Genomic DNA, 13,030 nt, shown 5'->3' with positions numbered 1-13,030 from the left:
TTTATTTTATAGATTCACAAATGCATTGCAGCAATGCTTCTACAGTGTACTCTTTTGGCACAATAACATGTGGAAAATAGAGGTTCGCCTCTTTTTCCGTAATAGGCCCTATACAAGCAATTGTACATTTTTCCGTCCATTCTCTCCAGTTTGTACCCTCAAGTAAACGAACAAAACTATCAACAGTTGAAGGGCTCGTAAATGTAATAATATTTACTTCCCCTAATTTCAATGCTGTTATAAGTTCTTGTTTTTTCTCTACATTCACCTTCGTACCATATACAATTAACTCATCTAGAAAAACACCAAACTCCCTAAGTTTAACCGGGATTACATCTCTTGCTAAATTCCCTTTCGGAAATAAAATACGCTCGTTTCCACTTAATTCTTTTAGAAACTCTTCGGCAAATGTTTCTGCAACAAACGAGGTCGGAACAAAATGAACTTGATAGCCCCTTTTTTCTAACTCTAATTTTGTTTTCACGCCTACCGCAGCAATTTTAATCGGTCCGGGGAGCTTCTTTCTCAAACTATCTAGAAAAAAAGCTACACCATTTTTACTCGTGAAAATAACCCAGTCATACGAATGTAGCTGCCCTGCTATATGTTGAATTTGCCTATGAGACGTACCTTCCATACGCAAAAGCGGAATTTCCAATGGAATTCCGCTCCTTTCTTTCACTGCTACACTCATTTGTTTCGCTTGGTGCTGGGCACGTGTAATCAATACTGTTTTGCCAGCGAGAGCGTTCATATTTATTGTTGCTCCTTATTTGCAGCAAGGATGAGCTCTTTTGCTCCTTGTTTAATTAAACGGTCCGCAGCCTCTAATCCAACTTGCTTCGGATCATTACCTACTACTATCTCTTTCAATAAAACAGAACCGTCCATAGAACCGACAAGCGCTGTTAATTCGATTGCATCATTTTCTTTAAGAGTTGCATATCCAGCGATTGGAACTTGGCATCCACCTTCAAGTTTATGAAGAAATACTCGTTCAGCAGCCACTGTTCTTTCTGTTACTGCATCATTAATATGCGCTAACAACTGAAGTAAATCCGTATCATCCTCACGACATTCAATCGCTAATGCACCTTGTCCTACGGCTGGTACACATAACGTTTCATCTAAATGTTCTGTAATAACTTCTCCGTCCCAGCCCATTCTCTGTAATCCAGCTGTCGCTAAAATAATTGCATCGTAATCTTCATCTTTTAACTTACGTAAGCGTGTATCGATATTCCCGCGAATCCATTTCACTTGTAAATCTGGTCTCGCAGCTAGTAGTTGTGCACTACGTCTCAAACTACTCGTTCCTAAGATCGCACCTTCTGCTAAGTCTTTAAACGATTCTCCGTTTTTAGAAATAAAAGCATCACGAGGGTCAACGCGCTTTGGCGTACAACCAATCGTTAATCCATCTGGAAGTACAGCTGGCATATCTTTCATACTATGTACAGCCATATCAATTTCTTTCGTAAGTAACGCATGTTCAATTTCCTTTACAAATAAACCTTTTCCGCCTACTTTTGAAAGAGTAACATCTAAAATAACATCACCTTTTGTGACGATTTCTTTCACTTCAAATTCATATGGTAAACCAAGCGCTTTTAATTGATCAATAAACCAATTAGTTTGTGTTAATGCTAGTTTACTCTTTCGTGAACCTACAATAATTTTGCGCATAATTCTCTCTCCTCATTATAAATACCAAAAGTGGAAATTAGATAAACTGCTTAATAGAAAAATGTTAACTAGCATTACGAGAAATGCCCCGATATTCCACTGCACAATTTTCTTACCTTGCAACACATCTGCCGCTCGTAAATATAAGCCCACGCAATATACAAATAGAACGACAAAAGACCCAATTACTTTCGTATCATACCAATGGAAATTATCCAATTTTGTATATCCCCATATGCATCCTAATATAATTGCTAATAAGAAAAACGGAACAGAAAATAAATTTAATCCGTAAGACATAGATTCAAGCTTCGGCAAATTTCCTAATCTTCTTAATCTCGCATTCCACTTTTTCTTTTTTAATAGTCGGTATTGCAATAAATACATAATAGAAAAAATAAACGATACAGTAAACGTTGCATAAGAAATAATCGCCATACCGACATGCACGTATACAAGTTCTGAAACTAATTGCTCTGCAAGTACTGGCGACATCTTCCCGAGCGGTGTAAAAATAGAAAAAGCGCTTACGCCAAATGCTACAACATTTGTAAAAAAGACTAAAAAGTCAATACGCATAAATCGATTAATGACTAATGACATCGTAATCAATAACCAAACATAAAAATAAATCCCTGATAATAAAGTTAAAATAGGATTCGTTTCTGAATCTGTAGCCCTAAGCAACATAAAGATAGACTGCAGAACCCATACAATCGAAAGTAACCAAAAAGCAAAGCGGTTCGCCTTTCGGTTACTTTGAAAATAATCTATAAAATATAAACTAATGCTACAAGCATATAAAATAATTGCAATATGATAAATAATACTGTTATTTAAAAAACTCATCCGATCATCCTTCCAAGTTATAAAGATGGAACGGATGGTGTCCACGCTCTTTTATGTTCTACTTCTTCCGTATTTCCCGCTTCTTCCACTTCTAAATCAAAAATCTTCGCAAATAAAGCTAATTTTTCGCCGGCTCCCTCTTCAACAGCTAATTCTTTAGCTACTAAAATTGGGTCCTTTAACAATTGGTTAATAATACTTTTCGTATGTTTACTAATTACTTTTTTCTCACGATCACTAAGGTTTGGTATTTTTCGCTCAAGACTTTCCATCGTATCACTTTGAATTGCTAGCGCTTTATCACGAAGAGCTGATATTAACGGTACAACACCAAGCGTACTTAACCAAGTTTTAAATAAAACCATTTCCTCTTCAATCATAAATTGAATTTTCTCTGCTTCTTTTAAACGTTCAGCACGGTTTGCTTCAACTACACCCTGCAGATCGTCGATATCATATAAGAAAGAGCCTTCTAATTCATCAATCGCAGGATCAATATCACGTGGTACTGCAATATCAACCATAAATAACGGACGACCAGAGCGCATTCTCTCTACTTTTGTCATCATTTCTTTCGTAATGACATATTCTGATGCACCCGTTGAACTAATTAAAATATCCGCTTCTAATAATGCACATTGCAATTCACTTAAAGGCTTTGCATGTCCCATATATTTCTCAGCCATCACTTCCGCTTTCGTAAGCGTCCTATTCATAACCGTTACTTTACGAGCTCCACTTCCGTATAAGTTTTGCAGTGCAAGTTCACCCATCTTACCCGCACCAAGAATAAGTACATGACAATCTGTTAAATCGCCAAATATTTTCTTTCCGAGCTCAACAGCAGCATAACTAACAGACATCGCACTTTCACCAATCGTTGTTTCTGAGTGCGCACGTTTTGCTAACGTAACCACTTGCTTAAACAACTCATTAAAAATTGTACCTGTCGCTTTTACTTGTTGTGCTTCTAAAAAGCTATCTTTTATTTGACCTAAAATTTGCGTCTCTCCAACAACCATAGAATCCAAACCGCACGTTACGCGGAATAAATGATCTATTGCGCCATCTTGTTCAAAAATAGACAAGTATGGTGCGACTTCTTCTATTTCAAGCTGAAACCAATCAGCTAAAAACTTCTTAATGTAATACCGTCCCGTGTGTAATTGATCGACAACAGCGTAAATCTCAGTGCGATTACAAGTTGATACAATGACATTTTCTAGCACGCTCTTTTGGTTTTGTAATATAGTCATTGCTTGCTCTAGCTCTGCTGCCTGAAATGTGAGTTTCTCACGAAATTCTACAGGGGCTGTTCGATAATTTACACTAACAACAAGAATATGCACGCAGCATGTCCCCCTTCACCCGTTTTATCACTTTATCTACTATCATAATACAACTTTCCTCTTATGAATCTGACAATCGTGTGAACAACTGATTATTTTTTATTTATTCTCCATATGTAATAAAGGAGCTTCAGTAAGACTGATAAAGAACTTTCTACTTTATAATAATTATAAAATAATAACTCTATTTGTACGTTACCAAAAAAAGTCCTCATAATCAAGTGATGGAAACTATTCCATATTAATTATAACATCATCTTTTCTATCTTCTTTCATCATGAAGGAAAATATGTATGATTGTTCCAAAATATAGTACTCACTTTCTCGATGCAATGCATTTGACATTGTATTTCTTTTTCGTTATATTGGTTTTACAAAATTAAATTGTGCACAATTTAAAAAATACAAGGAGTTGCCTATGAAAGAAAATCCTTTGCATCTAGATAACCAACTTTGTTTTTCTATTTACGCTTGTTCTAGAGAGGTTACCCGTTTTTACCGCCCCTATTTAGAAGAAATGGGCATTACGTATCCCCAGTACATTACTTTACTCGTACTCTGGGAACAAGACGGACTAACAGTAAAAGAAATTGGAGAACGTCTATTTTTAGATTCTGGTACTTTAACACCTATGTTAAAACGTATGGAATCATTAAAACTTGTACAACGTGTTCGTTCAAAAGAAGACGAGCGAAAAGTTTGTATTGAATTAACAGAACAAGGTAAAGATTTAAAAGAAATAGCTTGTTCATTACCAACAACGATGGCTACAAATTTAGGAATTACAGAGCAAGAATATCATTCTTTATTAATCCAATTAAACACATTAATTGAAACAATGAAAAAAATTAATGACAGAAAAGGGGAATAAACATGGATAAATTATATACTGCTTCAGTAACAGCAACAGGTGGAAGAAACGGTAAGGTAGTTTCAGATGATGGCATATTAAATCTTGATGTAAAAATGCCAAAAGCACTAGGTGGCGCAGGCGGAGAAGCAACAAATCCAGAACAATTATTTGCAGCTGGTTATGCAGCTTGCTTTGATAGTGCATTGCAACTTGTAATTCGTACAAAACGTATGAAGGTGGAAAGTACAGAAGTGACTGCACACGTTTCTATCGGTAAAGATACAGATGGTGGTTTCGGACTATCTGCTGTACTTGACGTACATGTTGCTGGTGTTTCTCATGCCGAAGCACAAGAACTTGTAGAAGCCGCTCACGGTGTATGTCCTTACTCTAAAGCAACAAGAGGAAATATTGAAGTTACATTAAACGTACGCTAAAAGTTTAGTAAATAAAAAAACGCGCGACATTCGTCACGCGTTTTTTGTTTTTGTCATTTTATGAATTGCTTTCCATGCTTCTTCTTTTCCAAGTCCTGTTTCAGAAGAGAATAGAACGATTTCATCGCCAATTTCAACAGCAAGCGTTTCTTTTACAACTTTTAAATGCTTTTGCCATTTCCCTTTCGGAATTTTATCGGCTTTCGTTGCAATAATAATTGTTGGGATTTCATAATGCTTTAAGAAATCATACATCATAATGTCATCTTTTGTTGGTTGGTGACGTAAATCAACTACTAATACAGCTGCGTCTAGTTGCGTACGTGTTGTAAAGTAAGTTTCAATCATTCTGCCCCATGCCGCGCGCTCTGTTTTAGATACTTTCGCATATCCATAACCTGGAACGTCAACAAAATGCATCATTTCATTGATTAAGAAAAAGTTCAGCGTTTGCGTTTTTCCTGGTTTAGAAGAAATACGTACTAACTTTTTACGATTTAAAATTTTATTAATAAAGGAAGACTTCCCGACATTAGAACGACCTGCTAAGGCAATTTCTGGTAAATCACTGTCTGGATATTGTTCCGGTTTAACGGCACTAATTACAATATCTGCTTTTGTTACTTTCATTGTTTCACTCCTACTAATGCGTGCTCCAATACTTCGTCTAAATGAGATGCAAGCACAAACGTAAGGTTTTCTTTTACGCTCTCTGGAATATCATCTAAATCTTTCTCATTTTCCGCCGGTAAAATAATTTTTGTTAATCCCGCGCGGTGAGCACTTAATGTTTTTTCTTTCAAACCACCAATCGGTAATACACGACCACGAAGTGTAATTTCACCTGTCATACCAACTTCTTTACTTACAGGAATACCTGTTAGTGCAGAAATAAGTGCCGTTGCCATCGTAATACCTGCTGATGGTCCATCTTTTGGAACTGCTCCTTCTGGAACATGAATATGAATATCGTTTTTCTCATGGAAATCCGGATCAATATGAAGTTCTTCTGCACGAGAACGAATATAGCTAAACGCGGCTTGTGCGGATTCTTTCATAACATCCCCAAGTTTCCCTGTTAAAATTAATTTCCCTTTTCCTGGCGCTACAGACACTTCAATTGCAAGTGTATCGCCGCCCGCTGCTGTGTAAGCTAAACCTGTTGCCATACCAACTTGGTCTGTTTTTTCAGCTTGACCATAACGGAATATATGCTTACCAAGTAAATCAACAATATTTTTCTCTGTTACAACAATGCGCTTGCGTTCTGCTGTAACGATAATTTTTGCTGCTTTACGGCAAACTTTTGCAATTTGACGCTCTAACGTACGAACACCAGCCTCGCGTGTATAATAACGAATAATTTCAAGAAGCGCTTCATCACGTACTTGCAAATTACCTTTTCGTAGGCCATGCTCTTTTAATTGTTTCGGCAATAAATGCTCACGAGCAATGTGCACCTTTTCAAGTTCTGTATAACCAGCAATTGAAATGATTTCCATACGGTCAAGCAATGGGCCCGGAACACTTGCAAGTGTATTAGCAGTTGCAACGAACATAACTTTCGATAAATCATATGGCTCTTCAATGTAATGATCACTGAAGTTATGGTTTTGCTCTGGATCTAATACTTCAAGTAACGCCGCTGATGGGTCTCCCCTGAAATCGTTAGACATTTTATCAATCTCATCTAATAAGAAGACTGGATTAACTGTTTTCGCCTTTTTCATACCTTGAATAATACGTCCTGGCATCGCTCCTACATATGTACGACGGTGACCACGAATTTCAGATTCATCACGCACACCACCAAGAGAAACACGTACAAAATTACGGTTTAACGATGTTGCAATAGAACGTGCTAACGAAGTTTTCCCAACCCCAGGAGGTCCTACTAGACAAAGAATTGGCCCTTTTAATGAATTCGTTAACTTCTGTACAGCTAAATATTCAAGTACTCGCTCTTTCACTTTTTCAAGACCGTAATGATCTTTATTTAAAATTTCTTCCGAATGAGTGAGGTCAATCATATCCTCTGTTGCTGTTGTCCATGGGAGAGCTAATAACCAATCAATATAATTATGAATGACACCACTCTCAGCAGAACTTACAGGTAATTTTTCATAACGATCTAATTCTTTCAGTGCAGCCTTCATTGTTTCTTCAGGCATTCCCGACTGTTCAATTTTCTCACGAAGTTCTTCAACTTCCCCGCCCTTGCCTTCTTTATCACCAAGTTCAGTTTGAATCGCCTTCATTTGCTCACGTAAGAAATATTCTTTTTGCGTGCGCTCCATTGAACGTTTCACTTTTTGTCCAATTTTCTTTTCTAGGCTAAGTAACTCTTGTTCATCTTGAATAATTGAAATAAGTGTATGTAGTCGCTCTTTCACAGATACAATCTCTAAAATCTCTTGTTTCTGCTTCGTTTTAATCGGTAAGTGAGAAGCAATTAAATCAGCTAGTCTTCCCGGTTCTTCTACATCAGCTACCGTTGCAAATGTTTCATTTGAAACTTTTTTCGAAACTTTAATATATTGTTCGAAATGCTCCAGTAACGTACGCATAAGAGCCTTCTCTTCCAAATCATCTTCTACTTCTTCAGTTACTGTTCTAATAGAAACTTGTACCACATTTTCTTCTTCGATAAACTCTACTACTTCTGCTCTATGTAAACCTTCTACAAGGACACGAAGCGTACCGTTCGGCAATTTTAACATTTGCTTCACTTTCGCCACTGTACCTACACTATATATGTCATCTTCTTTCGGATCGTCGATATTCATTTCTTTTTGCATTGCTAAAAAGATGATATTTTCATCCATTGCCGCCTGCTCTAGTGCTTGTATCGATTTATCACGTCCTACATCAAGATGCAGAACCATCGTTGGATATACGAGAATGCCTCTTAATGGTAGGAGGGGCACAATTCTTTCATTCGTATTCATACTAGACATAGCACCTCCATAATAAATTAAACTCCTGTTCAACTATTTTATATTACAATACATCTAGATGCAATTGCAGAGATTCTTCGCAATTGTTAATCCCCTGTTTTTTTGTGCCTCACGAAAAGAAAAAAGACTCCGCTTAAGCATACAAACTTAAACGAAGTCTGGCAAATTTTTATTATTGTATATTCTCACATTGATTGTGCATCTGTTTCGTCCAAATCATTATGTGCATCAAGCTCACGATGCATATTTTCCTGCATAAATGTTAATTCAAATACTTCTTTTAATTTGCGAACAGGAATAATCTCAATTCCCTTTATTGTATACAAAAATGGTTGCATGTTTTCAGCCGGAATGATGACTTTCTTAGCTCCCGCTTTTTTCGCAGCTTTTATTTTTGCGTACACACCACCAATAGGCTTCACTTCTCCGTGGATACTTATCTCACCTGTCATCGCTACTTCATTATTCACATACGTACGATGCACTGCTGAATAGACACCTGTTGCCATAGCAATACCTGCTGAAGGACCATCAATCGGGATACCACCAGGAAAATTAATATGTATATCATACCCTTCCGGCAACACATCTAGAGAACGAAGTACTGTTAACACATTATCAACAGAACCTTTCGCCATACTTTTACGACGGATTGATTTCGTTTGATTTCCAATACTTTCCTCTTCCACAATTCCAGTGACATTTACTGATCCTTTATCTTTCGCAGGAATAGCTGTTACCTCAATTTCTAATAACGCACCTGTATTCGGCCCATATACAGCAAGCCCGTTCACAAGACCAATTCTCGGAATTGGATAAATACGTTTTTCGTACTTTGGTGTAAGCTGACTAGAATGAACAACCCACTCAATATCTTCATCTTTAATGAAAGGTCGTTCTTCATTTATCGCCATACCAGCAGAAATTTGCACGAGATTAATTGCTTCTCGCCCATTTCTTGCATACATTCCAATCATTTCGATACCGTTCTCACCTACTTGCATCTCCACTTTGTCAGCTGCATTTTTCGCTACTTTTTGAATTTCTTCTGTATCTAACTCACGGAAGAAAACTTCTAAACAACGCGACCTAATTGCAGGAGGAATTTCCTCTGGTGAACGTGTCGTTGCACCAACTAAGCGAAAATCTGCAGGTAAACCTTTTTGAAAAATATCATGTATATACGTTGGAATCATCGAATTTTCTTCACTATAATACGCACTTTCCAAAAATACTTTCCGATCTTCTAACACCTTTAGCATTTTATTCATTTGAATTGGATGTAATTCACCAATCTCATCAATGAACAAAATACCACCATGCGCATCTGTTACAGCTCCTTTTTTCGGTTGCGGGATACCCGCTTGTCCCATTGCACCTGCTCCTTGATAAATAGGATCATGCACTGAACCAATTAATGGATCCGCAATACCACGCTCATCAAACCTAGCTGTCGTCGCATCAAGTTCGATAAATGTTGCATTTGTACGAAATGGAGATTTCGGATTTCGTTTCGCTTCTTCTAATACAAGGCGTGCTGCCGCTGTCTTTCCGACACCTGGCGGACCGTATATGATCACATGTTGCGGATTAGGACCACAAAGAGCCGCTTTTAACGACTTAATCCCGTCTTCTTGCCCTACAATGTCTATAAAGGATGTAGGACGTACCTTTTCCGCAAGCGGCTCTGTTAAAGAAACCTCACGCATTTTACGAAGCTGCTCTAATTCTTTTTTCGATTCTCGATCAATTGAAACTTTTTGTGTTCGCTGATTTCGAAGTAAATGCCAAAAATACAATCCGACAATTACGCCAAAAACAAGTTGAACAAGTAAAAATATATTTGTCCAGCTCATAATTCATTTCCTCCCGCTATGTTTTACCTTTTAGTATTTCCTGGGAGGAATAGTGCTAAACATAAAGAAAAACAGCAATTATAAAAATTGCTGTTTCTTCTTCGCATTATGCAGATGTTTTTGTATCAAGTACAGTACCGTCTTGTAACACCAATTTCGGTGGTTCATTATCAGCTACTGTTTCTTTCGTAAGAATACACTTCTCGATATCTTTGCGAGATGGAAGTTCGAACATTACATCAAGCATCAAGCCTTCAATAATAGAACGAAGTCCACGAGCACCTGTTTTACGTTCAATTGCTTTTTTCGCAATCTCAACTAGTGCACCTTCTTCAAACTCTAACTCAACATCGTCAAGCTCCAATAATTTTTGGAATTGCTTAACAAGTGCATTTTTCGGTTTAGTTAAAATATCTACAAGAGCATCTTCATCAAGCGGCTCTAGGTTCGCAATAACTGGAAGACGACCGATAAACTCCGGAATTAAACCGAATCTTAAAAGATCCTCTGGTAAAACGTGAGATAAAACATGCTTCTCATTTACATCAGCATTTTTCTTCTCAGCACCAAATCCAATTACTTTCTCACCAAGGCGACGTTTAATAATAGGCTCGATGCCATCAAACGCTCCACCACAAATGAATAGGATGTTCGTTGTATCAATTTGAATAAACTCTTGATGCGGGTGCTTACGACCACCTTGAGGTGGAACGCTTGCTACAGTACCTTCTAAAATTTTCAGAAGTGCCTGCTGTACACCTTCACCAGATACATCACGTGTAATTGATGGATTTTCAGACTTACGTGCCACTTTATCAATCTCATCAATATAAATAATTCCTTTTTCCGCTTTTTCTACATCGTAATCAGCCGCTTGAATTAGTTTTAGTAAGATGTTTTCTACATCTTCCCCAACGTATCCAGCTTCTGTTAAAGATGTTGCGTCCGCGATTGCAAATGGAACATTTAAAATACGCGCTAATGTTTGTGCCAATAATGTTTTACCACTACCAGTTGGCCCAATAAGTGAAATATTACTCTTCGCTAATTCTACATCATCAATTTTGCTGTTAGAATTAATGCGTTTGTAATGGTTATATACCGCTACCGCTAGTGCTTTTTTCGCGTTATCTTGTCCGATGACATACTCATCTAAGATTTCACGAATTTCTACCGGTTTCGGTACATCTTTGAATTCTACTTCTTCGTCCTTCGCAAGCTCCTCTTGTACAATTTCAGTACAAAGCTCGATACACTCGTCACAAATGTAAACACCTGGACCTGCAACTAACTTTCGAACTTGCGTTTGTGTTTTACCACAGAAAGAACATTTTAATTGACCTTTTTCATCATTAAATTTAAACATATTTTCACACCCCTTACAAAGTGCTAACCTCTTGCCTTCGTATGTACACGATAAATGTATCGTATGTAAATACATATTATGTCACTACGTAGCGAGAAATACAAATAATATGACTAGTTATGTACAAATAAAAAAATTTTAAAACTTTTGAAATATGTATATTCGACTTACAAAGGCACTTTTCCTTCTTCATCGAAAAGTTTTATAAATATATTTCTATATTTATAAAACAAGGCACGATTAAAATCGCGCCTTGTTATTTTATTATGCAGCGTTGTCTACTAAGAAGTCTACAGCTTTACGCACTTTAAGATCTTCAGATAAAGCGTCTACGCTTCCAAGAGCTTGCTTGATAGCGTCTACTGGCATACCGTACATTTCAGCCATTTTTTCAACTTCTGCAGTTACTTCTTCTTCAGTAACTTCGATGTTTTCAGCTTCAATGATAGCTTCAAGAACAAGATTGATTCTTACACGTTTTTGTGCATCCTCTTTCATTTGCTCTTTTAATTTGTCAGCATCAGTACCTGTGAATTGGTAGTAAAGCTCAAGGTTCATACCTTGTTGGCTTAAACGTTGCTCGAATTCACGAACCATACGATCTAACTCAGTGTCGATCATAGCTTCTGGAATGTCGATTTCAGCGTTAGCAGCAGCTAATTCTACTACTTCGTCACGTACTTTGTGCTCAGCTTCGTGCTTTTTGCCTTCTTCTAAGTTTGTACGAAGTTTTGTTTTTAATTCATCAAGAGTTGCAACTTCTTCGTCAGCATCTTTAGCGAACTCGTCGTTTAACTCAGGAAGTTCTTTTGTTTTGATTTCGTGAATTGTTACTTTGAATGTTGCTGGTTTACCAGCTAATTCAGCAGCATGGTACTCTTCTGGGAATGATACTTCAACTTCTTTAGAATCACCAGATTTAAGACCAATTACTTGCTCTTCGAAACCTGGGATGAAAGTACCAGAACCGATTGCAAGAGAATAGTTTTCGCCTTTTCCGCCTTCAAATGCTTCGCCATCAACGAAACCTTCGAAGTCGATTACAGCTGTATCACCATCTGCAGCAGTTCCTTCTTCTTTAACAACTAGTTCAGCTTGACGCTCTTGTAAAGCTTTTACTTCGTTCTCTACATCCTCGTCAGTTACAGTTGTTTCAACTTTTTCTACTGCTAAACCTTTGTAATCACCTAATTTAACTTCAGGTTTTACAGTAACTTTTGCAGTGAAAATTAAGTTTTGGCCTTTTTCGAATTTCTCGATGTCAATCTCAGGATGAGCAACTGGGAAGATACCAGCTTCATCGATTGCTTCACCGTATGCTTTTGGTAAGATGATATCTAAAGCATCTTGGTATAAAGATTCAATACCAAAGCGTTGTTCGAATAATGGACGAGGCATTTTTCCTTTACGGAAACCTGGTACATTAATTGTTTTTACTACTTTTTTGAATGCAGCGTCGATAGAGTTATTTACTTCTTTAGCATCAACTTCGATTGTTAAAACGCCAACGTTACCTTCTAATTTTTCCCATTTTGTAGACATTTATTCTTTCCCTCCAACTATAATAATGTATGCACATACCTCTATAGATTAAAATTTTTATTATCTCTTTCTTGAAATAACAAATGTACAAATAACCCTCTAGCAAAAAGCTTTCAGATACAATGTTCCAATCTA

General features: G+C 37.1%; 11 protein-coding genes. 2 read left to right on the top strand and 9 right to left on the bottom strand.

All coding sequences use genetic code 11. The features are described from left to right. Window position 1: 1 nt before the first annotated feature. The 4 genes from hemD to hemA are packed head-to-tail and all read right to left on the bottom strand — an operon-like array spanning window position 2 to window position 3,884. Window positions 2-754 (bottom strand): uroporphyrinogen-III synthase, encoded by a 753-nt coding sequence (gene hemD / locus JFT89_RS25890; protein WP_201040904.1) that lies wholly within the window; start codon window positions 752-754, stop codon window positions 2-4. Between the two features lie 2 nt (window positions 755-756). Further along, window positions 757-1,686 carry a hydroxymethylbilane synthase gene (gene hemC, locus JFT89_RS25885; protein ID WP_002034194.1) on the bottom strand — a complete coding sequence of 310 codons (930 nt, stop codon included), beginning with the start codon at window positions 1,684-1,686 and terminating at the stop codon, window positions 757-759. Between the two features lie 15 nt (window positions 1,687-1,701). Next, window positions 1,702-2,535, bottom strand: coding sequence for a cytochrome c biogenesis protein (locus JFT89_RS25880; protein WP_002015354.1), 834 nt, complete (start codon window positions 2,533-2,535; stop codon window positions 1,702-1,704). 17 nt (window positions 2,536-2,552) lie between these two features. After that, window positions 2,553-3,884, bottom strand: a complete 1,332-nt coding sequence (gene hemA / locus JFT89_RS25875; protein ID WP_002015353.1) for a glutamyl-tRNA reductase — start codon at window positions 3,882-3,884, stop codon at window positions 2,553-2,555. A 418-nt stretch (window positions 3,885-4,302) separates the two neighbouring features. Here hemA and JFT89_RS25870 point away from each other — a divergent pair, with 418 nt between their 5' ends. Further along, window positions 4,303-4,755 carry a MarR family winged helix-turn-helix transcriptional regulator gene (locus JFT89_RS25870; protein ID WP_002015350.1) on the top strand — a complete coding sequence of 151 codons (453 nt, stop codon included), beginning with the start codon at window positions 4,303-4,305 and terminating at the stop codon, window positions 4,753-4,755. Window positions 4,756-4,757: 2 nt separating this feature from the next. Continuing rightward, complete coding sequence (locus tag JFT89_RS25865) at window positions 4,758-5,174, top strand: organic hydroperoxide resistance protein (protein WP_002015349.1); 417 nt, start codon at window positions 4,758-4,760, stop codon at window positions 5,172-5,174. A 33-nt stretch (window positions 5,175-5,207) separates the two neighbouring features. Here JFT89_RS25865 and yihA read toward each other — a convergent pair whose 3' ends face one another. From yihA to tig, 5 genes are all read right to left on the bottom strand, one after another. Further along, entirely contained in the window at window positions 5,208-5,804 is a 597-nt protein-coding gene (yihA, locus tag JFT89_RS25860; protein WP_002088829.1) for a ribosome biogenesis GTP-binding protein YihA/YsxC, read from the bottom strand. After that, window positions 5,801-8,131 carry an endopeptidase La gene (lon, locus tag JFT89_RS25855; RefSeq protein WP_002192456.1) on the bottom strand — a complete coding sequence of 777 codons (2,331 nt, stop codon included), beginning with the start codon at window positions 8,129-8,131 and terminating at the stop codon, window positions 5,801-5,803. The genes yihA and lon overlap by 4 nt, the downstream gene beginning before the upstream one ends. A 185-nt stretch (window positions 8,132-8,316) precedes the next feature. Beyond that, window positions 8,317-9,987 carry an ATP-dependent protease LonB gene (gene lonB, locus JFT89_RS25850; protein WP_002034202.1) on the bottom strand — a complete coding sequence of 557 codons (1,671 nt, stop codon included), beginning with the start codon at window positions 9,985-9,987 and terminating at the stop codon, window positions 8,317-8,319. Window positions 9,988-10,093: 106 nt separating this feature from the next. Continuing rightward, complete coding sequence (gene clpX / locus JFT89_RS25845; RefSeq protein ID WP_000472285.1) at window positions 10,094-11,353, bottom strand: ATP-dependent protease ATP-binding subunit ClpX; 1,260 nt, start codon at window positions 11,351-11,353, stop codon at window positions 10,094-10,096. 264 nt (window positions 11,354-11,617) lie between these two features. Next, complete coding sequence (tig, locus tag JFT89_RS25840; protein WP_002034203.1) at window positions 11,618-12,895, bottom strand: trigger factor; 1,278 nt, start codon at window positions 12,893-12,895, stop codon at window positions 11,618-11,620. Between the last annotated feature and the right edge of the window lie 135 nt (window positions 12,896-13,030).

This window comes from Bacillus sp. TH25 (genome assembly GCF_016650935.1).
Taxonomy (GTDB): Bacteria; Bacillota; Bacilli; order Bacillales; family Bacillaceae_G; genus Bacillus_A; species Bacillus_A mycoides.
The sequence above is the reverse complement of the archived record's forward strand: the minus strand, read 5'-3'. Positions and strand labels throughout refer to the sequence as shown.

Bases quoted from the DNA above. Each gene is read 5' to 3' on its own strand.
- hemD (WP_201040904.1), bottom strand. From the start codon at position 754: ATGAACGCTCTCGCTGGCAAAACAGTATTGATTACACGTGCCCAGCAC.
- JFT89_RS25880 (WP_002015354.1), bottom strand. From the start codon at position 2,535: ATGAGTTTTTTAAATAACAGTATTATTTATCATATTGCAATTATTTTA.
- yihA (WP_002088829.1), bottom strand. From the start codon at position 5,804: ATGAAAGTAACAAAAGCAGATATTGTAATTAGTGCCGTTAAACCGGAA.
- hemC (WP_002034194.1), bottom strand. From the start codon at position 1,686: ATGCGCAAAATTATTGTAGGTTCACGAAAGAGTAAACTAGCATTAACA.
- lon (WP_002192456.1), bottom strand. From the start codon at position 8,131: ATGTCTAGTATGAATACGAATGAAAGAATTGTGCCCCTCCTACCATTA.
- JFT89_RS25865 (WP_002015349.1), top strand. From the start codon at position 4,758: ATGGATAAATTATATACTGCTTCAGTAACAGCAACAGGTGGAAGAAAC.
- clpX (WP_000472285.1), bottom strand. From the start codon at position 11,353: ATGTTTAAATTTAATGATGAAAAAGGTCAATTAAAATGTTCTTTCTGT.
- tig (WP_002034203.1), bottom strand. From the start codon at position 12,895: ATGTCTACAAAATGGGAAAAATTAGAAGGTAACGTTGGCGTTTTAACA.
- JFT89_RS25870 (WP_002015350.1), top strand. From the start codon at position 4,303: ATGAAAGAAAATCCTTTGCATCTAGATAACCAACTTTGTTTTTCTATT.
- lonB (WP_002034202.1), bottom strand. From the start codon at position 9,987: ATGAGCTGGACAAATATATTTTTACTTGTTCAACTTGTTTTTGGCGTA.